This window comes from Glaciihabitans sp. UYNi722, assembly GCF_040549465.1.
Lineage (GTDB): Bacteria > Actinomycetota > Actinomycetes > Actinomycetales > Microbacteriaceae > Lacisediminihabitans.
In genome coordinates, this window is record NZ_JBEPTL010000012.1 from 20,120 (window position 1) to 41,539 (window position 21,420).

19 protein-coding genes are annotated in these 21,420 nt (G+C 64.3%); 11 read left to right on the top strand and 8 right to left on the bottom strand.

What is annotated here, in order from left to right:
• Nucleotides 1-86: 86 nt before the first annotated feature.
• Nucleotides 87-875 (top strand): DeoR/GlpR family DNA-binding transcription regulator, encoded by a 789-nt coding sequence (locus ABIB56_RS10320; protein WP_354569118.1) that lies wholly within the window; start codon nt 87-89, stop codon nt 873-875.
• A 346-nt stretch (nt 876-1,221) separates the two neighbouring features.
• On the top strand, nt 1,222-2,178 hold the full coding sequence (locus ABIB56_RS10325; protein ID WP_354569119.1) for a hypothetical protein: 957 nt from the start codon (nt 1,222-1,224) through the stop codon (nt 2,176-2,178).
• 176 nt (nt 2,179-2,354) lie between these two features.
• On the opposite strand, the gene ABIB56_RS10330 is transcribed toward ABIB56_RS10325, so the two are convergent.
• Nucleotides 2,355-4,109, bottom strand: coding sequence for an acetyl/propionyl/methylcrotonyl-CoA carboxylase subunit alpha (locus tag ABIB56_RS10330; RefSeq protein WP_354569120.1), 1,755 nt, complete (start codon nt 4,107-4,109; stop codon nt 2,355-2,357).
• Between the two features lie 79 nt (nt 4,110-4,188).
• Nucleotides 4,189-4,809, bottom strand: a complete 621-nt coding sequence (locus tag ABIB56_RS10335) for a Maf family protein (protein ID WP_354569201.1) — start codon at nt 4,807-4,809, stop codon at nt 4,189-4,191.
• 40 nt (nt 4,810-4,849) lie between these two features.
• On the opposite strand from ABIB56_RS10335, the gene ABIB56_RS10340 reads away from it, so the two are divergent.
• The 4 genes from ABIB56_RS10340 to ABIB56_RS10355 all read left to right on the top strand — a co-directional run bounded on the left by ABIB56_RS10340 (nt 4,850) and on the right by ABIB56_RS10355 (nt 9,211).
• Complete coding sequence (locus ABIB56_RS10340) at nt 4,850-6,085, top strand: class I SAM-dependent RNA methyltransferase (protein WP_354569121.1); 1,236 nt, start codon at nt 4,850-4,852, stop codon at nt 6,083-6,085.
• Between the two features lie 138 nt (nt 6,086-6,223).
• Nucleotides 6,224-6,928, top strand: coding sequence for a response regulator transcription factor (locus tag ABIB56_RS10345; protein ID WP_354569122.1), 705 nt, complete (start codon nt 6,224-6,226; stop codon nt 6,926-6,928).
• A complete protein-coding gene (locus tag ABIB56_RS10350; protein WP_354569123.1) occupies nt 6,918-8,180 on the top strand; it encodes a sensor histidine kinase in 1,263 nt (420 codons plus the stop codon). Before ABIB56_RS10345 ends, ABIB56_RS10350 begins: the two co-directional genes overlap by 11 nt.
• Nucleotides 8,177-9,211 carry a DUF8320 family protein gene (locus ABIB56_RS10355; RefSeq protein ID WP_354569124.1) on the top strand — a complete coding sequence of 345 codons (1,035 nt, stop codon included), beginning with the start codon at nt 8,177-8,179 and terminating at the stop codon, nt 9,209-9,211. The genes ABIB56_RS10350 and ABIB56_RS10355 overlap by 4 nt, the downstream gene beginning before the upstream one ends.
• A gap of 589 nt (nt 9,212-9,800) precedes the next feature.
• On the opposite strand, the gene ABIB56_RS10360 is transcribed toward ABIB56_RS10355, so the two are convergent.
• Nucleotides 9,801-10,031, bottom strand: a complete 231-nt coding sequence (locus ABIB56_RS10360; protein ID WP_354569125.1) for an acyl-CoA carboxylase subunit epsilon — start codon at nt 10,029-10,031, stop codon at nt 9,801-9,803.
• Nucleotides 10,028-11,635 (bottom strand): acyl-CoA carboxylase subunit beta, encoded by a 1,608-nt coding sequence (locus ABIB56_RS10365; protein ID WP_354569126.1) that lies wholly within the window; start codon nt 11,633-11,635, stop codon nt 10,028-10,030. Before ABIB56_RS10365 ends, ABIB56_RS10360 begins: the two co-directional genes overlap by 4 nt.
• Before the next feature lie 76 nt (nt 11,636-11,711).
• Between ABIB56_RS10365 and ABIB56_RS10370 the strand changes: the two genes are divergently transcribed.
• Nucleotides 11,712-12,524 (top strand): biotin--[acetyl-CoA-carboxylase] ligase, encoded by an 813-nt coding sequence (locus ABIB56_RS10370; protein ID WP_354569127.1) that lies wholly within the window; start codon nt 11,712-11,714, stop codon nt 12,522-12,524.
• A 3-nt stretch (nt 12,525-12,527) separates the two neighbouring features.
• Nucleotides 12,528-13,064, top strand: a complete 537-nt coding sequence (locus ABIB56_RS10375; protein ID WP_354569128.1) for a PH domain-containing protein — start codon at nt 12,528-12,530, stop codon at nt 13,062-13,064.
• Here ABIB56_RS10375 and ABIB56_RS10380 read toward each other — a convergent pair.
• On the bottom strand, nt 13,061-13,615 hold the full coding sequence (locus ABIB56_RS10380) for a GtrA family protein (RefSeq protein WP_354569129.1): 555 nt from the start codon (nt 13,613-13,615) through the stop codon (nt 13,061-13,063). The two genes, ABIB56_RS10375 and ABIB56_RS10380, sit on opposite strands and share 4 nt — an antisense overlap.
• An 85-nt stretch (nt 13,616-13,700) precedes the next feature.
• Between ABIB56_RS10380 and ABIB56_RS10385 the strand changes: the two genes are divergently transcribed.
• Genes ABIB56_RS10385 through ABIB56_RS10395 form a run of 3 tightly spaced genes read left to right on the top strand, consistent with a single transcriptional unit; the run spans nt 13,701 to nt 16,659 of the window.
• Nucleotides 13,701-14,819, top strand: coding sequence for a 5-(carboxyamino)imidazole ribonucleotide synthase (locus tag ABIB56_RS10385; RefSeq protein WP_354569130.1), 1,119 nt, complete (start codon nt 13,701-13,703; stop codon nt 14,817-14,819).
• A 17-nt stretch (nt 14,820-14,836) separates the two neighbouring features.
• Nucleotides 14,837-15,331 carry a 5-(carboxyamino)imidazole ribonucleotide mutase gene (gene purE / locus ABIB56_RS10390; protein WP_354569131.1) on the top strand — a complete coding sequence of 165 codons (495 nt, stop codon included), beginning with the start codon at nt 14,837-14,839 and terminating at the stop codon, nt 15,329-15,331.
• On the top strand, nt 15,328-16,659 hold the full coding sequence (locus ABIB56_RS10395) for an LCP family protein (RefSeq protein WP_354569132.1): 1,332 nt from the start codon (nt 15,328-15,330) through the stop codon (nt 16,657-16,659). The genes purE and ABIB56_RS10395 overlap by 4 nt, the downstream gene beginning before the upstream one ends.
• Nucleotides 16,660-16,662: 3 nt before the next feature.
• Here ABIB56_RS10395 and ABIB56_RS10400 read toward each other — a convergent pair whose 3' ends face one another.
• The 3 genes from ABIB56_RS10400 to ABIB56_RS10410 form a co-directional block, all read right to left on the bottom strand.
• Entirely contained in the window at nt 16,663-17,805 is a 1,143-nt protein-coding gene (locus tag ABIB56_RS10400; RefSeq protein WP_354569133.1) for a glycosyltransferase family 4 protein, read from the bottom strand.
• 85 nt (nt 17,806-17,890) lie between these two features.
• On the bottom strand, nt 17,891-18,742 hold the full coding sequence (gene rfbD, locus ABIB56_RS10405; RefSeq protein WP_354569134.1) for a dTDP-4-dehydrorhamnose reductase: 852 nt from the start codon (nt 18,740-18,742) through the stop codon (nt 17,891-17,893).
• A gap of 151 nt (nt 18,743-18,893) precedes the next feature.
• Complete coding sequence (locus ABIB56_RS10410) at nt 18,894-21,380, bottom strand: glycosyltransferase (protein WP_502917593.1); 2,487 nt, start codon at nt 21,378-21,380, stop codon at nt 18,894-18,896.
• Nucleotides 21,381-21,420: the final 40 nt, after the last annotated feature.

Genomic DNA, 21,420 nt, shown 5'->3' on the forward strand with positions numbered 1-21,420 from the left:
AACGTCAAAGTCAATCACGTTTGATGATGATTCTGGCTCTAGGATGGGCCAGAAGACAACGAACAGCGCATCGGGAGCCCGAAAGCATGACTCAGCAACAGCGATTGAATGAGCTGCTCGAACTGATCAGCGAGCGTGGCACCGTGTCCATCGCGGAGATCAGCGAGGCGTTGGACATCTCTGCCGCCACCGCACGGCGAGACCTGTCGACGCTGGCCGAGCAGCGTCTCGTCACGCGCACCCACGGCGGAGCATCCGCTCTGGGTACCGGATACGAACTGCCGCTGCAGTACAAGATCGCCCGCCAGGCGGAGGCGAAGCTCGCGATCGCGAGAGCGGCAGCGGAACTGGTCTCGGTCGGCGACTCCGTCGGGCTCAACGGTGGGACGACCACGAGTGAGGTCGCACGTGCCCTGGGGCGTTCCGAGCGTCTGACCCGCTCCGGCGGCGACTTCGGTGTGACGATCGTGACCAATGCGCTCAATATCGCCTATGAGCTCTCCGTTCGCTCGCACGTGAAGATCGTCGTGACCGGTGGTGTAGCACGCCGTCAGTCCTACGAATTGGTGGGATCGCTGGTCTCGAACACGCTGTCCGAACTCGCACTCGACGTCGCGATCCTCGGTGTCGACGGGTTGAGCGCCCAGTTCGGCGCGACGACCCTGCACGAGGGCGAAGCAGAGGTCAGCCAGGAATTCGGTAAGGTCGCCAAACGCGTCGTCGTCGTCGCGGACTCCACCAAACTGGGCAAATCGACGTTCGCGCGTATCTGCCGACTGGACCAGATCGATGTGCTCGTCACCGATGCTCCCGTCACCACGGCGCTCGACGAAGCACTGGTCGCCGCCGGCGTGAGCGTGATCGTCGCTTCCTAGAACGCCTGCCGACCCTCGCGGGGAAGTCGCCGTCAACTATCCGGTGTGAGGGCGCCGGTGCCATCCTGTTCTGCGTGCTCGCGGCTCGGCTGTGTGCGGGGTGTTCTGCGCGCGACTTGGCTGTGCGGTGCCTGTTCTGCGCGCGACTCGAGTGTGCGCGGCCTGTTGCCCGCGCTCGACTGCGCGGGGTTTTGTTATCCGCGCGCACGTTGTAGCCGCCGCGCTGATAACAAACTCCCGCGCTGATGCGGCGGCTCCGGTCCTCCACCGGCCAGAGATCCCGCGGAGAGTGCACGAGTGCATCACATCCGACGAATGAGCGAGGCGGCCACCCCAGGATGGACGGATGATCCCGGTAGCGAGAGAGGAATGGCGCGACCAGATTCTGCTGTCTCGCACCGTCGAACTGGCCGGAGAACGAGCGGAGCTTTTCAGCCGGGTCCGTGGCGGCGATCTCCTATCCCTCTACCGGGGTGTCTATTTCCCGCTGACGCTCTGGGATCAGCTCGACCGCGACGCCCGTTATCGTGCGCGGATACACGCGGCGGCAATCTATTCGCCGCGGCCGGTGGTGTTCTCGCACGATTCGGCTGCCGCCCTGTGGCGTCTGCCGCGGTTGGGGGAGTGGCCGTCGAGGGCGCACGTGGTGCAGCCGATCGCGGACGGCGGTCGCTCCAACGCGATGTTCGCGAGGCACTCCGTCGGTCTTCCGATCGAGATCGAGGCGATCGAGGGATTGGCGGTGACCACGCTGGCCCGCACTGTGGTCGACCTGGCGGCCGGAGCATCCTTCGGGCAGTCCGTGACGCTCGCCGACGCCGCCCTGCGACGGACGGAGCATCCTCTCAGCGGAATCCCGCTGACCACTCTGGATAAGAGCGACCTCTACCAGGAGCTGGACGGCATACCGTTGCGGCGCGGATCAGCGCGAGTGCGGCGCACCATCGACTTCGCCGACGGCAGAGCGGACCGCCCCGGTGAGTCCCTCAGCCGTGTGAGCATGCACGTCGCGGGCATTACCCCGCCACAGCTTCAGGTCGCGTTGCGCGGCGCAACTGGCCGCGAATATTTTGCGGACTTTTGGTGGGAGGAATTCGACATGATCGGAGAGTTCGATGGGCGGTTCAAGTACACCGATCCTGCGTTTCTGCTGGGCCGCACGCCCGAGCAGGTCCTCCTCGACGAGAAAGCACGCGAAGACGACCTGCGCGCCGCAGGCCATGGCATGAGCAGGTGGCCGTGGGAGATAGCCCTCTCGCCGACTCGACTGCGCGAGCATCTCGGGCGCGCGGGTGTGCGCTGAGACATCCGCGCGCAGGTTTGTTATCCGCGCGGATGTTGTAACCGCCGCGCTGATAACAAAACACCGCGCTGATGCCGTCGGACCGCGCTGATGCTATCGGACCGCGCTGATGCCGTCGGCGCGCGATGCCGCCGAAACGCGCGGCAGCTACCGGGTACTAACAGAGCGCGCGGCAGCTACCCCGCGATATCGAGCAGCAGGAAACCGGATGCCACTGTCGAGCCGACCGCGGCATTAACGTTCGCGATCGTACCGTCCTTATGCGCCGTGATGGGCTGCTCCATCTTCATGGCCTCGAGCACCAGGATGAGGTCGCCTTTGACGACCGTGTCGCCCTCGGCGACGGCCAGCTTGACCACGGTCGACTGCATCGGCGCCTTCACGGAGTCGCCGGTGGCGGTCACCACCGCTCCAGCCCCACCGCGGCGTTTCGGTGCGGCAGCGGCAAGGGGAGATGCGGATCCCGACCCGAGCCGTGCGGGCAGCGAGACCTCGATGCGCTTGCCGTCGACCTCGACGACGATGCTCTGGCGGGCGACGGGCGCCGCGGCATCCGCCAGCGACCCGCTCCACGGCTCGATGTCGTTGACAAAGTCGGTTTCGATCCAGCGGGTGTAGATCGAGAAGGGCGAGGAGGTGAACGCGGGGTCGCGCACGATCTTGCGGTGGAAGGGCAGCACTGTCGGCAGGCCGGCGATCTCGAACTCGTCGAGGGCGCGACGGGAGCGCTCGAGGGCGTCTTCGCGGGAGGAACCGGTGACGATGAGTTTGGCGAGCAGCGAGTCGAAGGCACCGCTGATGACATCGCCCGTGGTCACACCGCTGTCGACGCGCACCCCAGGACCTCCGGGGAAGCGGAGGGCGTGCACCGGGCCTGGAGCCGGCATGAAGCCCAGCCCTGGGTCTTCGCCGTTGATACGGAACTCGAAGGAGTGGCCTTCGGCGATCGGGTCGTCGTAGTCGAGTGCGCCACCCTCGGCGATGCGGAACTGCTCGCGCACCAGGTCGATGCCGGTGACCTCCTCAGACACTGGATGCTCCACCTGCAGTCGCGTGTTCACCTCAAGGAAGGAGATGGTCCCGTCCCTGGCGACGAGAAACTCGCAGGTGCCGGCGCCGAGGTAGCCGACCTCCGTGAGGATCGCCTTCGACGCGGAGTAGAGCAGTACGTTCTGCTCGTCGGTGAGGAAAGGCGCAGGCGCCTCCTCCACGAGTTTCTGGTGTCGACGTTGCAGCGAGCAGTCACGGGTGGAGATCACCACGACTTTGCCAAAGGAGTCGGCAAGGCACTGGGTTTCCACGTGCCGCGGCTGGTCGAGGTACTTCTCGACGAAGCACTCCCCGCGGCCGAATGCGGCGATGGCCTCACGCGTCGCGGACTCGAAGAGCTCGGGAATCTCCTCCCGGGTGCGGGCGACCTTGAGACCGCGCCCGCCACCGCCGAAAGCGGCCTTGATCGCGACGGGCAGGCCGTGGATGTCGACGAAGTCGAGCACTTCCTGGGCTCCGGAGACAGGGTTGAGCGTCCCCGGCGCCAGAGGCGCGCCGACCTTCTCGGCGATATGACGTGCGGACACCTTGTCACCGAGCTTCTCGATGGCGTCGGGCGATGGTCCGATCCAGATCAGCCCGGCGTCGATCACGGCACGGGCGAATTCGGCGTTCTCGGCGAGGAATCCGTAGCCGGGGTGCACGGCGTCCGCTCCCGCGCGCCGAGCGATGGAGAGCACCTTGTCGATGCGCAGGTAGGTCTCGGCGCTGGTGGCTCCGTCGAGGGCGTAGGCCTCATCCGCGAGTTTCACATGGCGGGCATCCCGATCCTGGTCGGCATAGATGGCGACGGATGCGATACCGCTGTCCTTCGCTGCCCTGATGACTCGTACGGCGATTTCGCCTCGGTTGGCGACCAGGACCTTCGTGATGCGGGGCATAGTCCTTTAGCTTATTGGGCGGGGAGCGACCGCCTTTGGCGCTGGCCTACAAAGATGATGGATGACGTGCGGACAGCTTCTACAAGTCCCGGCGATTCCACAGCGAGTGCCACTCGACGCCGTACTCGAGAAAGAGGGAGCGCAGCGTGGACAGCGACAGCCCGACAACGGCGTGCGGGTCACCGTCGACCGAGGTGATGAACGGCGCCCCGAGACTGTCGATGGTGAAGGCTCCCGCCACCTCCAGCGGTTCCTCGGTGGCGATGTAGGCGTCGATCTCGGCGTCGGAGATATCGGTGGCGAAGGTGACCCCGGCGGTTGCCACAGCTCCGCGTGCCTCGCCGAGCACTCCGCCGCGATGGTCGATGAGCCAGTGGCCGGAGTGGAGGTGTCCGGTGCGCCCGCGCTGCAGAATCCATCGTTCCCGCGCGATCGCGGGCTCGTGCGGCTTGCCGTAGATCACGCCGTCGAGTTCGAAGGCTGAATCACCGCCGAGGATGAACCCGTCGATCTCCGCTGACACCACGGCCGAAGCCTTGAGCCGTGCGAGCAACTGCACCATTTCCACCGCCGATGATGGCGAGGCCGCCTCGACTGCCGCCTCCTCGTCGACGAATGAGGGGAGTACCACCGGTTCGATACCCGCGGCCCTGAGCGTTGCGAGTCTCGCCGGGGAGGTGGAGGCGAGGTACAAGCGCACCGGTGGAATGGGCACTGCGCTCCTGTGGCAAGCTCGAGGGATGGGCGAATGGCTGGGTACAGAGGTCGAGATCGAGGTTACCAACGTAGCCCACGGGGGTGTGGCGGTGGCTCGTCACGACGGCCGGGTGATTTTCGTCAGCGACGCGATTCCCGGTGAGAGGGTCAGGGCGCGCATCACCGAGGATTCAAAGAAATCGTTCTGGCGTGCGGATACCGTCGAGGTGCTCACAGCCTCAGAGCATCGTCGGCCGCACATCTGGTCGGCGGCGAGCATCGATCGTGCACCGGAGGATCGTGCCGGGGGTGCTGAGTTCGGCCACATCGCCATCGCGCACCAGCGCGAGCTGAAGCGCCAGGTGCTCGCCGATTCGCTCAAGCGCATGGCCGGCATCGAGACGGATGTCGCGGTCGAGGCACTCCCCGGAGCTGACGATGGCACCGGATGGCGCACCCGCCTGCACCTGCACGTCGCGGAGGACGGAACACCTGGTCCCTACGCCGCCCGCTCGCACCGCGTGATCCCGGTCACCGACGTGCCGCTGGCCACCGCCGAGGTCGCAGCGATCGCGCCACTCGACGAGAAGTTCCCCGGGGCCGATCACGTCGATGTCGTCGTGCCGTCGGTCGGGAATCCCTTCGTGCTCACCGGGAGCCGGGAGAGGCCGAAAGCGCAGCGCATCGTGGAACGGGTTGGCGATCGCGACTTCCGACTTGACGTCCGTGGCTTCTGGCAGGTGCATCGCGGGGCGGCGCAGACGCTCACGACAGCCGTGCAGGAGGCGATCGACGAGACGCTGTTCGATCTGCGGGCGGCCAACCTCGACCTCTACGGGGGAGTGGGGCTTCTGGCCGCCGCCGTCGGCGACCGCTTCGGCAAACACCTGCGGATCACCACTGTCGAGAGCGATCCGCTCGCCACCGACTACGCGGCGGGGAACCTCGCAGAGTGGGTGGGGGCCGCCGCCGTCACCGCTCGGGTCGAACGGTTCGTGCAGCAGCTGGGAGCATCCGCGACTGCCACCGAGCGCGCGAACCTCGATCGGGCGACAGTCGTGCTCGACCCCCCACGCTCCGGCGCGGGTAAGGCCGTGGTGGCCGAACTCGCCTCGCTCGGCCCCGCCCAGATCGTCTATGTGGCCTGCGATCCCGTCGCCCTCGCCCGCGATGTCGCTCTGTTCCGTGAACGCGGCTACGAGTTGACCAGGCTGCGTGCCTTCGACCTCTTCCCGAACACCCATCACGTCGAGGCTGTCGCAACCCTGCACAGGCGGTAGCCGCGTCGTCATCGGAAGCTCGTCCTGTTTGCGTTACGACTCCGTTGGTCAGGTGCAGACCTCGACCCGCCTCGGGGCCGGTACGATTGGCCCAGGAACAGCTGGATTCCAGAACCACTGCGGGAGACAGGATTGGTCATGGCGCAAACGACAACCGATGAGCCGCGAGCGAGCGTGCGACCGACCGGAGTGCGCGTCTCTGTGGTCGATGACCACGAATCGGTGCGACTCGGATTGAAAGCCGCGTGCATCGAGGCCGGCTTCGATTTCATCCTGGCTGCGGCATCCGTGCAGGAATTCGTCGATAATCTCAACGGTCGTGAGAACGACGTCGTGGTGCTCGACCTGTCGCTTGGCGACGGCTCCACCGTGACCGAGAACGTGAAGCGTGTGCAGGCCACCGGTTCGGCTGTGCTGATCCACAGCATCGCGGATCGGGTCGCCTCCGTTCGCGAGGCGCTCGCCGCCGGTGCTGCCGGCGTCATTCCCAAGTCGTCGGCCACCAAGACCGTGATGTCGGCGGTCGAGACCGTGGCTCGCGGAGAGGTGCTAAACAACCTCGAGTGGGCGACGGCGATCGATGCCGACCGTGACTTTGCGAAGGCCCAGCTTGGCCGCCGTGAGCGCGAGATCCTGCACCTCTATGCTTCCGGCCTGCCGCTCAAACTGGCTGCCCAGCAGCTCGGTATCGGGTACTCGACAGCGCGCGAGTACCTCGACCGCATCCGGGTGAAGTACGTCGAGGTGGGGCGCCCCGCTCCCACCAAGGTCGACCTGCTCCGCCGCGCCGTCGAGGACGGCATTCTCCCGGGCCTCGACCCGGATGGCGGCGATGGTCGCTAGCGTCCCGATAGGGCAGGCGCGACAACCACACAACCCGATCAGTCGCCGGCAGATCGAGACTGTCGTCTCGCGCTCAGTGGCTATTTTCGGGCTCGCCTTCGGAGCGCAATCCGTGCCGGCGATGCTCGGCCAGATGTCGGAGATACAGACCGTCTGGTACTACGTCATGGCCATCGGGATCTTCGGCGGCCTCGTGGCTTCCATCGTTGCCTCGTTCGCGCGTCGGTTGGTCAGGTTCATCAACGGCTATATCGCCCTCGCCTATCTCGTCGCGCTCGTCATCTGGCCTTTCGTGGCGAGGGACCCCGGCATGGTTGCCGACGACCGCCCATGGCTCTGGCTGCTGTGCACCGTCGGTACGTCGGCCGCCGCCGTCGCCTTCAGCACCTGGGCGGCGACCGTCTATCTCGTGCTCGCACCGGTCGTCTACGGCATTGTGCGGATCACGCCATCCGGTGGCGGCAAGACCTGGGAGTCGGCAGCCCTCGACACCGCTTACGCGATCATCCTCGGCGGTGCCGTGCTGATCCTGATCACCCTGTTACGCCAGGCCGCCGCCTCGGTTGACAATGCCCAGTCGACAGCGCTCGATCGCTACGCGCACGCGGTGCGCCAGCACGCGACGGAGGTGGAGCGGGTGCAGGTCGACTCGATCGTGCACGACAGCGTGCTCACCACCCTGCTCTCGGCAGCCAGGGCATACACGCCGGAGGCCAAAGAGCTGTCCACCCGGATGGCACGAAACGCCATGGGTCATCTGAAAGACGCTGCGGCGACCTCACCGGATGACGATGCCACGGTGAGCATGGACCAGCTCGCGCATCGCATCGTCGGCGCGACCGCGACACTCTCCGCACCCTTCGAGCTGAAGACCGCGCACATCGAGAACGGCGTGATCCCCGTGCAGTCAGCGGAGGCCGTGTACTCCGCGGCCGTGCAGGCCATGGTGAACAGCCTCCAGCACGCGGGGGCGGGCGACGATGTGCGCCGCTGGCTCACCATCCAGGCGAGCGTCGGTGGCGGTATCCAGGTGGATGTCGGAGACACCGGCGCCGGATTCGATGTCGATTCTGTGCCGACCGAGCGTCTCGGACTCCGGGTCTCGATCATCGAACGGGTGGCCAACGCGGGCGGAACCGTGGAGGTCGAATCGAGCGCTGGCCGCGGAACCGTGATCAGCATCGTCTGGCCGCATCCGGACGCCATGCCCACTCTCGCCGCAACCGCGATCGGCGAGCAGGTGGCGCCGTGATCATCTCCGTTCCGCGCTATCTCATCATCGGCCTGGCCGCCATCTTCTCCGCCTACCACCTGCTCCTCGCCACGGTTTCGATCGATGTGCCGAGGGAGAAGGGGCCGTATATCGCGGCCATGGCCCTGTATGCGATCGCCACGATCGCCAGTCTCTGGCTCTCGCGCAGCCCGCGGATGCCGATCTGGATGGCTGCCTTCAACGCGGTCGTGGCGCTGGTTGTGCCGCTCCTGGTCACCAGCCAGGTGCAGGAGGTGCCGAAAGACAGCTATGCGGCCTGGTACACGGCGGCCATCGGCACTCTGATGGTGATCACTTCGACCCGGCACCGGCACACCTTCGCCTGGATCGGCATCGGCGCCCTCATCGTCGAGACGATCGCCTGGTCGGGGCCGGGCGGGCTTATCGCCTTCGGCGTCGTGGGCGATGTCCTCTGGGTCGGCGTCTCCCACGCCCTCTCGCTCTCCCTGGCCAAGGCCGGCCGCGACACCCGCCAGTACGCCCTTGCCGAGCGTGAGGCCGTCGAATGGCGGGCCGCGCAGGAGGCGCACGTCTCCGAACGCCAGTTCCGCCTCGGGCAGACCAGCCGGATGTCGCTGCCGATGCTCCGCCAGATCGTGGCGGTCGGCGCGGAACTCACCGAGGGCCAGCGTCTGGAGTGCCTCTATCTCGAGGGCGCCATTCGCGATGAGATCCGCGGACGTAAACTGCTCAACAACCGGGTGCGCGAGCAGATCATGGTGGCCAGGCGCAAGGGAACGACGGTCACCCTGCTCGACGAGGGCGGCCTCGACGACCTCGACGCCGGCGATCTGGAGCGCGTACTCAACAGGCTCGCCGAGGCGATTCGCGACACCCAGACCGGCAAGCTCATCGCCCGCACGGTTCCCGAGGGATCGGACATCGCGATCACGGTGGTCGGGTTGAGTTCACTCGATGACGGCCACGCGAGCGCTCTCGGTAGCCACAACATCGACGATGAAGAGGACCAGGTCGACCTCTGGCTGGAGATTCCGCGTGCCGCGAGCTGAGCCGCGCGTCGTAATCTGAGCCGCGCGCCTGGCCGCCGCATCCATCCGCGCGGTGTTTCGTTATCCGCGCGGATGTTGTAACCGGCGCGCGGATAACAAAACGCAGCGCTGACGCACGCGGACGCCGCTACGGCAACTCGCGCGGGCACTCGGCGCTTAACGGGAAACGGGACCGGCCCGAAGGCCGATCCCGTTCCAAACCCCGGGTCAGGGCGATAACCCGAATATCGCCCTGACCCGCCCCCACGTCATTAGCCCGCTTACCCTAGTCGGCTAATGGATGGTGGTGTAACTCCAAAGAGAGACACCTAGCAAGATCAATAGTGCCGCAGACCGACCTGTCGGCAAAGTCGTCACTTTGGGGGACTTATGGGGTACATTTCTGTACCCCTACTAGGAAAATAAGCCTGAAAACGCCGGGATTTGGCCCACCGAACAACGGAAAGCGGGGTACATCTGACTGTTTGCTGGCCTTTTCCTCCGTGTTCCGAGGGGTCTACAGCGATATCCGTAGCAGTTCCTTCGGATTTCGTCGTTATGAACCATTTCAGGTCGTGAAACCGCAGAATTACACCCCTTTGGGGGACATTCAGGCCGAAAACCCTCGCCAGGCGCCAGCACCGGGTGTGAGGTTTCCACGGATAGGCCGTTGACTCCGCTGCCAGGCGCTCGGCGTGCGGTCGTCGCGCACACCCTCGTCACTGAGTTGCTCGAACACGGCACCGAGCACGGCGGTGACGGCCGCCAGTTCAGCCGGGGTCGGGTTACCGCCGGTCACTGCGAACACTGGAGCCGCGGCATCCGCACGCTCGTCGGTCACAGCGGGATGTTCCCGTGCTTCTTGGGCGGCAGGGTCGCCCGCTTCGTCTTGAGCGCTCTGAGGCCCTTGATCACAGCCACGCGGGTAGCGGCAGGCTCGATCACGCCGTCGAGCTCTCCACGCTCCGCAGCGAGGAACGGGGATGCCACATTGTAGGTGTATTCGTTGGCGAGCTTGGTGCGCACCGCAGCGACATCCTCACCGGCTGCCTCTGCCGCTTTGATCTCGTTGCGGTAGAGGATGTTGACAGCACCCTGCCCTCCCATCACGGCGATCTCCGCGGTCGGCCACGCATAGTTGAGGTCGGCACCGAGTTGCTTGGAGCCCATGACGATGTAGGCCCCGCCGTAGGCCTTACGGGTGATGACCGTGACGAGCGGCACCGTCGCTTCCGCGTAGGCGTAGAGAAGCTTGGCTCCGCGCCGGATGACGCCGGTCCACTCCTGGTCGGTGCCTGGCAGGTAGCCAGGCACGTCGACGAGGGTGATGATCGGGATGGAAAAGGCGTCGCAGAAGCGTACGAAGCGCGCAGCCTTCTCGCCGGCTTCGATGTTGAGGGTGCCGGCCATGGCGTTCGGCTGGTTGGCGATAACGCCGACTGAGCGGCCCTCGACGCGACCGAAACCGACGACGATATTGGGGGCGAACAGCGGCTGGGTCTCTAGGAAGTCGCCGCTGTCGACGATGTGCTCGATGACCGTCGTGACGTCGTAGGGCTGGTTCGGGCTGTCGGGAATCAGGGTGTTGAGTTTGCGGTCCTCGTCGGTGATCTCAAGTTCCACCTCGTGGTCGTAGACGGGCAGCTCGGCGAGGTTGTTGTCGGGCAGGAAGCCGAGCAGCGTGCGTGCGTAGTCGAGCGCGTCGTCCTCATCGCTCGCGAGCCAGTGCGCGACACCGGAAATCTTGTTGTGGGTGAGGGCTCCGCCGAGCTCCTCCATGCCGACATCCTCGCCGGTGACGGTCTTGATTACGTCAGGACCGGTGACGAACATCTGGCTGGTCTTGTCGACCATGATCACGAAGTCGGTGAGCGCAGGCGAGTAGACCGCGCCGCCGGCCGCCGGGCCCATGATGATCGAGATCTGCGGGATCACACCGGACGCGGCCGTGTTACGCCGGAAGATCTCCCCGTACTTGCCGAGGGCGACGACACCCTCCTGAATGCGCGCGCCGCCGGAGTCCAGCATGCCGATGATCGGCACCCCGGTCTTGAGCGCCAGGTCCATGACCTTGATGATCTTCTCGCCGGCGACCTCGCCGAGCGAGCCTCCGAAGATGGTGAAGTCCTGGCTGTAGACGGCGACCTGGCGACCGTGGATGGTGCCGGTTCCGGTGACGACGGCGTCGCCGTACGGCCGCTTCTTCTCCATGCCGAACGCATGCGTACGATGCCGCACGAACTCGTCGATCTCCACGAATGAGCCGTGATCGAGCAACTGGTCGATGCGCTCCCGGGCGGTCTTCTTGCCCTTGGAGTGCTGTTTCTCGATGGCGGCCTCGCCGCTGGCGGTCACCGCTTCGTGATAGCGCACCTTCAGGTCGGCGAGCTTGCCCGCTGTCGTATAGATATCGTTCTGGGCTGGCACCGTATTGTCTGCAGTCACGCGTTCACTTTACCGTCGGGTATCACCGCCACCCCCTTGGCGATGTCCTACAGAGTCCGGTCGATACCCTTGGGGGATGCAGCTTCCCCTCAGTGCCGCGATCGCCAACCGCTTCGAGTTTCTGAACGAGGTCGGCTCGACCAATACGGAACTGGTGAGTCGAGCATCCGGTGCTCTCGGCGAGGAGTGGCCAGACTTCTCGGTGCTGGTGACGACCAGCCAGACGAACGGGCGCGGGCGTCTGGGCCGAGTCTGGGTCGCGCCGCCCGGCAGCTCGCTGGCGATCTCCGTGCTGCTTCGGCCCACTCTTCCGGCCGGTGAACCGCTCGGACTCGAGCACTACGGCTGGCTGCCGCTGATCGCCGGCATCGCGATGACGAAGGCCGTGGCCACTCTGGTGCCCGAGCACTCAGTCACGCTCAAATGGCCGAACGACGTGCAGATCGACGGGTGCAAAGTCTCCGGACTCCTGGCCGAACTGCTCCTCAGCAGGGAGTCCGTCGTGATGGGCGCGGGGCTCAATCTCGCCTTCGCCGAGGCAGACCTGCCGACGCCGACATCCACTTCCCTCGGGCTCAAGGGTGTCGTGCTCGCCGGTGAGGAGCTGGCGGATGCCGCGCTCGCCGGCTACCTCGCAGAACTCAAGGCGCTCTACACCGAGTTTCTACGGCGGGGAGCCGATCCTGGCGCGAGCGGGGTGAGCCAGCAACTGTCGGAACTGTGCAGCACGCTCGGCCAGGAGGTCAGGGTGCAGCTGCCGGGCGGGGACGACCTGATCGGCACGGCGATCGACATTGACCGCTCCGGCCGGCTCAGCGTACGCAGATCGACGGATGGCCGGGTTGTGTCTGTCGCCGCCGGCGACGTAACGCATCTGCGGTATGAATAGGTCATGACTTCTGAGGCGCCGGAGAGCGAACGCGTGGTCGCGCGCCTGCGGCCGCACGGTCGTGCGATGTTCTGGCCGTCGATTGTGCTGATCGCGACGGTGGGTGCCATCGGATACTTCCAGGGCAGCTTTCCGGAGCAGTGGGAGAACATCGCCGTGCTCGCGAGCGGCGGCCTCATCATCCTGCTGCTCTGGTTTCTGCCGCTTCTGGCCTGGCTGGGCAAGCGCTACATCATCACCACCCGGCGCATCATCCTGCGCACCGGTTTCTTCGTGCGCGTGCGTCAGGAGCTTTTGCACAGCCGCGGCTATGACGTGACGGTTCGCAAGAACGGGTTGCAGAGCATGTTCGGCAGCGGCAACGTGCTCATCAACACCGGGCTCGATCAGCCGGTGGTGCTCAAGGATGTTCCGAGCGCAGACCTGGTGCAGGGGGCGCTCCACGACCTCATGGAGAAGAGCCTCAACCCGATCGCCGCACGACGGCAGGCCGAGGCGTCACGGCAGTCGGACGAGACAACGGCCTGGGGAACGCGCTAACTCGCTGCTTCGCGGCTCGCGGTGGCGTCGTCCTCGAAGATCGCCGCCTCCGCTGCCTCTGCCCTGTTCTGGAGAGCGGTCAGGCCATCGCTGCGGTGGTGCCCGTAGACCCAGAAGCGGTAGAGCAGAAAACGAAATGCCGTACCGAGGAACAGTCCGACGATGTTCGACGAGATGTTGTCGGCGAGCAACGAGGTCACGCCGAGCAGGTAGTGCGAAACCCAGAGGCAGAGCAGGCCGATGAGAAGGCCGCCGATCGAGACGACAGAGAACTCGCCGAGCTCCAACAGGAAGTTCTTGCGGCGGTGCTCGCGGAAAGTCCAGTAGCGGTTGCCGAACCAGGTGACCACGGTGGCGATGGCGGCGGAGATGATCTTGGCGCCGATTGGCCCCTGGAAGAAGTGTCCGTGACCGATGACGCCGAGGCGGAGGGCATTGAAAATGCTGACGTCGGTCACATAACCGAGGAGGCCGATCACCCCGAACTTGAGCGCGTAGCGCAGCAGCTTCTCCCAGAACATTCCGAAGAGATCGACGAGGCGAGTGCGCACTGGTGTCCTAGGTTCGCTGAGCGGCTACAGAAGAAGAATCCTACCGGCGAAGGCTTGAGGGAACGCGCGTAGATAGGCTGGTCGGATGGCACTCAGCGTTGGCGTAATCGGTGGCGGACAACTGGCGCGGATGATGATTCCCGCGGCGATCAACCTGGGACTCGACATCCGCGTGCTCGCCGAAAACGCAGGAGAATCGGCGGATCTCGCCACCACATCGCTCGGTGACTACCGAAATGTCGACGATGTCCTGCGTTTTGCCGAGGGTGTGGATGTCATTACCTTCGACCATGAGCATGTGCCGCAGGAGATACTCCACGAGTTGGTGGCCCGTGGGGTGACTGTGCATCCGGGGCCCGACTCTCTCGTCTACGCGCAGGACAAACTCCTCATGCGCAAACGGCTCTCAGAACTGGGACTGCCGATGCCGGAGTGGGCGCGCATCGAGAGCCGTGAGGATCTGCAGGCTTTCCTGGATGTCAACGGCGGTCGCGCTGTCGTGAAAACCGCCCGGGGTGGCTACGACGGCAAGGGCGTGCGCGTCGTAAGCGCAGCGGACGAGGCAGATGACTGGCTCGCCCGCGGCGATTCGCTTCTGGCCGAAGAACTGGTCGAGTTCCGGCGGGAACTCGCCCAGCTGGTCGCTCGTCGTCCGAGCGGCGAGATCGTGGCCTGGCCCGTGGTCGAGAGCATCCAGCGCGACGGCGTCTGCGCCGAAGTGATCGCGCCGGCACCCTCGTCGGCGGGCAAGCTGGCCGACGTCGCCTCCGAGATCGCCCACACCATCGCCGAAGGCCTCGGCGTCACCGGCGTGCTCGCCGTCGAGCTTTTCGAGACCACCGACGAACGCCTGCTCATCAACGAACTCGCGATGCGCCCACACAACACCGGGCACTGGAGCATCGACGGATCCACCACCGGCCAGTTCGAGCAGCACCTTCGCGCTGTACTCGACCTGCCCCTCGGGGCCACCGGATGCCGCGACGATTGGTCGGTGATGGTGAACATCCTCGGCGGTCCGTCGACCGGCGCTCTCTCCGACCGTTACGCCGGGGCGTTCACCGACCAGCCGACGGTGAAGGTGCACAACTACGGCAAGGATCCGCGCCCGGGTCGCAAGGTCGGGCACGTCACGGCGGGGGGCGACGACCTCGAACAGGTGGTCTTTCAGGCGCGTGCCGCTGCGGCACATTTTCAGGACTAACACCTAGGCTGATCGCCATGCCCTTGTCCGTCGTTGCCGTTGTCATGGGCTCAGACTCCGACTGGGCCGTTATGCGCGAGGCATCTGCCGCGCTCACGGAGTTCGGCGTCGAGCACGAGGTGGAGGTCGTTTCGGCGCACCGTACGCCGGAGAAGATGATCGCGTACGGCAAGGAGGCCGCAGGACGCGGCATCCGTACCATCATCGCGGGTGCCGGTGGCGCAGCCCATCTGCCGGGAATGCTGGCCGCTGTCACCACACTGCCCGTGATCGGGGTTCCGGTCCCGCTCGCGAAGCTCGACGGCCTCGACTCTCTACTGTCCATCGTGCAGATGCCCGCCGGCGTGCCCGTCGCGACCGTCTCGATCGGAGGAGCGCGCAATGCCGGGCTTCTCGCCATCCGGATCCTCGGGGCATCCGATCCCGCTCTCGCCTCGAAGCTCAGCGACTACGCAGAGAGTCTCAAGACCCTCGTCGCTGAGAAGAACGCGGCGCTGAAGTCCACGCTGTGAGTGCTGTCAGCCCGATCCGGTTCCCGGACTTCCGCTCACCCCAGACCATGACCAAACGGGCCTGGTGGCTGGTCGGGCTGAACCTCCTCATCCCTGGCTCCGCCCAGATTCTGGCCGGTAACCGTCGGCTGGGGCGCTTCGGTGCCGGCACGACCTTCCTACTCTGGTTCCTGGCCGTAGTCGGCGTCATCGTCTATCTCATCGCCCACTCGGTGATCTACACGATCGTCACGAACCCGATCGCCCTCACCGTGGCGCAGCTGCTACTCGCCGCCTACGCGATCCTCTGGATCGTGCTCACCCTCGACACGCTTCGGATCACCCGGCTGGTCAAAGCCGCCCCCGGCGCTCGTCCGCTCATCGCCGTGTTCGCGGTGCTCGCCCTTCTGGTGACCGCAGGCACAGCGAGTTACGGCGCCGTGACAGCCGGAACCGCGCGCGCCGCCGTCAGTCAGATCTTCGCCGGTTCCACCATGGCTCCGCCGGTGAACGGCCGCTACAACATCATGCTGCTCGGTGGCGACGCCGGCCCCGACCGCACCGGCCTCCGCCCCGATAGCCTCTCGGTCGCCAGCGTCGACGCCACTACTGGTGCCACCACCATCATCGGCATCCCGCGCAACCTCGAGAAGGCGACCTTCGCCAAGGGTTCGCCACTCTACAAGCCCTACCCGAACGGCTACAACTGCGGCGACCAGTGCCTCATCGACTATCTCTATACCTATGGTGAAGAGCATCCGTCGCTCTACCCGAATGCCAAGAAGAATGCCAGTTCGCCGGGCGTCGAGGCGATGAAGGATGCCGCGGAGGGCGTGCTCGGCATCAAAATCCAGTATTACGCCCTCATCGACATGCAGGGCTTCTCCGACCTGGTGGATGCGCTCGGCGGCGTCACCGTGGACGTACCCGCTCGCACCCCTATCGGCGGTGTCACCGGCGCCCGGCCCACCGGCTGGATCGAAGTCGGCAAGCAGAAGATGAATGGCTACACCGCGCTCTGGTATTCCAGGACGCGTTACGACAGCAACGACTTCCAGCGCATGGCGCGTCAGCGGCAGGTGCAGGAAGCCATCATCAAGCAGTTCCAGCCGTCCATCATCCTGAGCAAGTTCCAGGACATCGCCGCAGCGGGTACGCAGGTGGTGAAGACCGACGTACCGAACGCGGCACTCGGTGGTTTCGTGGACCTGGCGGAGAAATCTCGTAAGTTGCCGATCACCCACCTCGAGCTGGTGCCACCGGCGATCAACAATGGCAACCCGGACTTCGGCCAGATCCACCAGATGGTCTCGAAGGCGATCGCGCCGAAGTCGACGCCCGCGCCGTAGCAGCTAGAGGTCGGCGTGCAGCTGCCAGACCTTCTCGGCGGAATCTGACCAGCTGAAGGCCCGTGCCCTGTCCTGCCCGAGGTACTTGAGCCGCTCCGCCAGAGCGTGGTCGTTCAGCACCGAGCCGATGGCGACCGCCAGGCGCTCAGGATATCCATCCGCATCCTCGCGTTCGACGACGACGCCGGCGCCATCCGACACCTCGACGACCGCCGGGTCGTCTGAATGAATCACCGGCGTGCCGAAGTTGAACGCTTCGATCACCGGGAGTCCGAATCCTTCGGCAAGGCTGGGGAAGACGAAGGCGGCTGCCCGATCGAGAGCCACGGCGAGGTCGGCGTCGGCGAGGTACCCGAGCGACCTCACGCGGTCGGGGTCGAGTCCGGCCTCGGCCGCGATGCCAGCGATATCGAGGCCCTTCCAGCCTTCAGGGCCGGCGATCAGTAGCGGGATGTCGGCGAGCTCAGGCCGAGCGAGGGCCTTGATGAGCGGGATGAGGCCCTTGCGCGGTTCGAGAGTGCCGACACTGAGAAGGTAGCGGTCGGGGAGTTCCAGGCGGGCCGCGCGGACATCCGGATCCACGGGCAGGGTGAGCTTGGAACTGACGGCCCCGCCGATCACCCTGATCCGATCGCCGAAGTCCACGATCTCGGAGAGCTGGTCGGCGACGGCGTGGGTGGGTACGACGACGGCGTCAGCGTACCTGTGCGCACGTTTGACCATGCCCTTGTACCAGCCGAGCCGCCTGGACGAGAGCGCCTCCGGGTGGGTCCATGGGATGACATCGTGGATAGTTACCACCGACTGCTCACCCGCATTGTTGAGACGATCGTGCTTGGAGAGCGGGGCGAAGAGTCCGGTCGCGTGAAGCATCCCGCTGCCGGGCAGGCGGGTGAAGCCGTGCTGCCAGGCCAGCTCGAGTTGGCGGCGGGCCAGCGTGCTCTTGAAAAGCCCGGACATGCCGGGCAGCAGCGTGGTGAGGAGTTCGTAGTCGGTTTCAGGGGAGGCCGAAACGATGCCGGCCACGTCGCACCCGACAGGAGCGGTGCGAATCAGTTCGCGGGTGAGCTCTTCGGTGTAGCGCCCGATTCCGCCGGGAATCGGGGCGACGATCTGGTCAACGATCACGCGAAGGGTCGTCGTCATGTCGCTCCAATGAAATTGTCGTGGCTGCCTCAAGCCCGTCCCGACTTTACCAGCGCGACGTCATGCCCCGCGAACGGGGTCATGGTCAGGCGTCGAGCACACCGGCCGACTGTGCGGCGGAGAGTGCCGCGCGCCAGTTGCGCATCGGTGAGATGCCGACGCGGCTCCAGGCGTCGTGGCCGAGTACGGAGTAGTCGGGTCGCGGCGCGGGCCGCACGAAGTCCGCGCTCGTCGTCGGTTTTACACGCTCGGGGTCGAGTCCTGCCACGAGGAAGATCTCCTTCGTGAACTCGAACCAGGTTGCCTCGCCGGAGTTAGTCGCGTGATAGACGCCAGCAGGGGCATCCGAATCGAGCAGTTCCACGATCTGACGGGCGAGATCCGCCGTCCAGGTCGGCTGGCCGAGCTGGTCGGTGACGACGCTCACCGTATCGTGGCTGGCGGCGAGCCTGATCATCGTCTTCGCAAAATTCGGGCCGCCGGCTCCGTACAACCAGGCGGTGCGCACGATATAGGTGCCGCTCGGATGCTCGGCAAGCGCCAATCGCTCGCCCTCCGCCTTCGTGCGCCCGTAGGCCGAGATCGGGTTGAGCTCTGTCGTCTCTGCGTAAGGGGACGTGGCGGATCCGTCGAAGACGTAGTCCGTGGAGACCTGCACGAGGCGTGCTGCGTTCTCACGCGCCGCGATCGCCAGGTTCTGGGCGCCGATGGCGTTGACAGCGTAGGCCTCGTCTTCGTGAGTCTCTGCGTCATCCACCTTGGTATAGGCGGAGGCATTGATGACGACACTGTGGTCCGCCACGGCGACTCGCGCAGCATCGAGGTCGGTGACGTCGAGGTCGGCACGCGTGACGGCTGTGACATCACGGCCGGCCAGCGCTCTCTGGAGGTCTTGGCCGAGCATGCCGCCGGCTCCGGCGATGAGGTAACTGGTCATATTCACAATGGTGTCATCTTCTTCTATCTGTCAGATTCAGGAGAGGACACGAATGAGCCGGGCAGCGGTATTCCCGACACGGGCAAGTGAGTCTTTTCGAGGCGGGCGTAAAACGTCTTGCAAAACCGCATCTTGCGAGCTGAGCTATTGGCTAGCGAAAGCGCCGGAGTCTATAGGCGATTTTTTGTACGACGACTCGTGGGCCACCGTTCTTCAAGTAGAAGAGTGTTCTTGATACACCGTGTCTGAAACCACTCTTGCGCCTCGGAGCCGTGCGTCTCAACTCGATTGCCGATCGGCCACCCCGCCGATTCGCCGATCGGTAATCTGATGCATGCACCGGATCGGCCACGAACCTGATCAACGGATCTAGTGCCCGATCCCAAAAGAATTCTTCGCGTATTCGCGCTACATTCGCGCGGCACTCCTTGATGAATTCCTCATCGAACAGCACTCTTTCAAGTGCTTCCGTCAGCTGAGCCACGTCTCCGGTCCGGACAACCAAGCCCAGATTGTGTGTCTCCACCAGCTCAGCGAAAACATCCCCCTCAGTCGTGACTATTGGCAGCCCAGCCCACAGGTAGTCGAGGATTCGTGTGCGAAAAGACATCGTTGTCTCGATGTGCGCGCGATGAGTGCTCACGCCAGCGTCGGCTTCCGTCAGGTAATTCTGTCGATCGGAATAGTCGACCCAAGAGTCATTGAAGAAGACTGACGAGTCAAGAACACCGAGGGTGCGCGCAAGCTCGCGAGCTTCTTGGACTATTGCCATTTCCGGGACGCCGGGGTGTGGGTGTTTAGTTCCCTGAAAGAACAAACGAACATTGGGGCGTGTCTCGGAAAGCACCGCTACCGCTTGCACCAAAATCTCTGGGTCAAACCAGTTATACAGTCCGCCGCTCCAGAGTAACAATTTGTCGTCGCGATCAACGCCCGCGAGAACATTTTTTAGAACATCGCGTTCGTGTGCGGGGGGAGTTCGCGAGAGTCCGAACGGCACAACCGATATCAAATGATTGAGATCTGGGTCCCCGGCGTAGTTTGCTGGATTCACTCGACCCAGCGCAGCGAGTTGTCCGAGATAAAAAAGTCGTTGGCGTTCCGAAGCACAGATGAAAAAATCAGCACGAGACAACTGTTGGTTGAGAGATCTCGTAGCGTTGGTCACACGATCGTCCCAGAGTTCCCGAGGAAGATTTCTGGCTTGTTCCAACTGTTCTAAATGCATTGGGTCGTAGATGTCCGCGACGATGATTTTCTGAGATCGCTGTAGCGATTCGAAGGAATCCATCGCGTGCCCTTGGAAAATGATGACATCGGCCCATTGTTCCCAGGGGGAGAAATCACGATCGTTGCCCGGTCGAACCTCAACGATGTTGAAGGGCGCACCCATCTCATCGACGTGTGTCAGCGACATGAGGGTGACCTCATGCTTGTCCGCCAGCGCTTCAGCCATGCTCCACGCGCGAATAGCGGGGCCAGCCAGCTTCTCTCCGATGGGATCGCCGGTAATTATGAGCACACGTGTTCGAACTGGCGGGTCGAGTACGTCAAAGGCGTTCGCGATGTTCATATAACCGTCAAGATAATAGGGATCCTGGTTCGACGGTGCATCCGTGTCTCCAAACAGTCTCCACAACCGATTGTCTGAAACGATTCGGGAGGATTGGACCTTCTCGCGCGAGAGTTTTAGCGACGGCAACTGCGCGACGAATTGATCGATGGCAAAGAGCGATGCAACCGACTCCTTCGCCACGTCCATCGTCAACTCGCTGTCGCTGCTGTGACGCGTGATGTCGAGCGCCGTCGAATCGAGCGAGCCTTTGGCCACTGCTCGTCGGACCGAGAGCGCCATCGCGGCAGGGAGGGCCTGATCCAGAGAGCCCTGCTCCAGATTTTTGAAGAGTGTAAAGAGCGCATTTCGCTCGAGAAGATAATTCTCTTTGAACTGCCCGAGTGACGCCATGGAAGCATGGTGCTTGTGAAAGGCGATCGATTCAGGGTTGTAGCGAAAGCGCCAGCCGAGAAGGTTGAGCCTCCAACCCAGATCAACATCCTCAAAGAACATGAAATATCGTTCATCGAATCCCTCGAGTTCATCGAATACTGACCGCCGCACAAACATGGCCGAGCCAGTTCCGAATAGAACGTCTCTTTCGTCGACGAGGTCCTTGGGGACTAGCTCGCCGGCAAAAGGCTTGAATCCCATTCCGAACCACGTCAGGCCGGCGCCGATGTAGTCGACCCGCTTACCGCCCCAGTCCAACACCTTGCTCGCCACAGCGCCTACACGAGGTTCTCCGACGAAAGTCGACACCGCGGCACGCACCCAGGAGGAATGAGGCTTGGCATCGTTGTTCAGAAATGCAACATACTCTCCATGACTGTGCTCAACGCCAAGGTTGCATCCACCCGCAAAGCCGAGATTGCGCGGTGACACCACCAGATTGACGTGCGGAGCGGCCTGCGAAATCTGCTGCGCGCTGTCATCTCCTGAGTCGTTCTCGACCACGATGATTTCTATCGCGTCACTCGGCCAATCGAGTGCGTCCAGCTGACGGATGGCTTCGATCGTGTCGCTAGCTCCGCGGAAGTTGACTAGCACCACCGAGACCAGTCCTGCTGTCACAGCCTTCATCGTTGTCTGCAATCGCTTGGATAGTAAATATCAGTGGCCA

Bases quoted from the DNA above. Each gene is read 5' to 3' on its own strand.
- ABIB56_RS10320 (WP_354569118.1), top strand. From the start codon at position 87: ATGACTCAGCAACAGCGATTGAATGAGCTGCTCGAACTGATCAGCGAG.
- ABIB56_RS10325 (WP_354569119.1), top strand. From the start codon at position 1,222: ATGATCCCGGTAGCGAGAGAGGAATGGCGCGACCAGATTCTGCTGTCT.
- ABIB56_RS10330 (WP_354569120.1), bottom strand. From the start codon at position 4,109: ATGCCCCGCATCACGAAGGTCCTGGTCGCCAACCGAGGCGAAATCGCC.
- ABIB56_RS10340 (WP_354569121.1), top strand. From the start codon at position 4,850: ATGGGCGAATGGCTGGGTACAGAGGTCGAGATCGAGGTTACCAACGTA.
- ABIB56_RS10345 (WP_354569122.1), top strand. From the start codon at position 6,224: ATGGCGCAAACGACAACCGATGAGCCGCGAGCGAGCGTGCGACCGACC.
- ABIB56_RS10350 (WP_354569123.1), top strand. From the start codon at position 6,918: ATGGTCGCTAGCGTCCCGATAGGGCAGGCGCGACAACCACACAACCCG.
- ABIB56_RS10370 (WP_354569127.1), top strand. From the start codon at position 11,712: ATGCAGCTTCCCCTCAGTGCCGCGATCGCCAACCGCTTCGAGTTTCTG.
- ABIB56_RS10375 (WP_354569128.1), top strand. From the start codon at position 12,528: ATGACTTCTGAGGCGCCGGAGAGCGAACGCGTGGTCGCGCGCCTGCGG.
- ABIB56_RS10385 (WP_354569130.1), top strand. From the start codon at position 13,701: ATGGCACTCAGCGTTGGCGTAATCGGTGGCGGACAACTGGCGCGGATG.
- purE (WP_354569131.1), top strand. From the start codon at position 14,837: ATGCCCTTGTCCGTCGTTGCCGTTGTCATGGGCTCAGACTCCGACTGG.
- ABIB56_RS10400 (WP_354569133.1), bottom strand. From the start codon at position 17,805: ATGACGACGACCCTTCGCGTGATCGTTGACCAGATCGTCGCCCCGATT.
- rfbD (WP_354569134.1), bottom strand. From the start codon at position 18,742: ATGACCAGTTACCTCATCGCCGGAGCCGGCGGCATGCTCGGCCAAGAC.
- ABIB56_RS10410 (WP_502917593.1), bottom strand. From the start codon at position 21,380: ATGAAGGCTGTGACAGCAGGACTGGTCTCGGTGGTGCTAGTCAACTTC.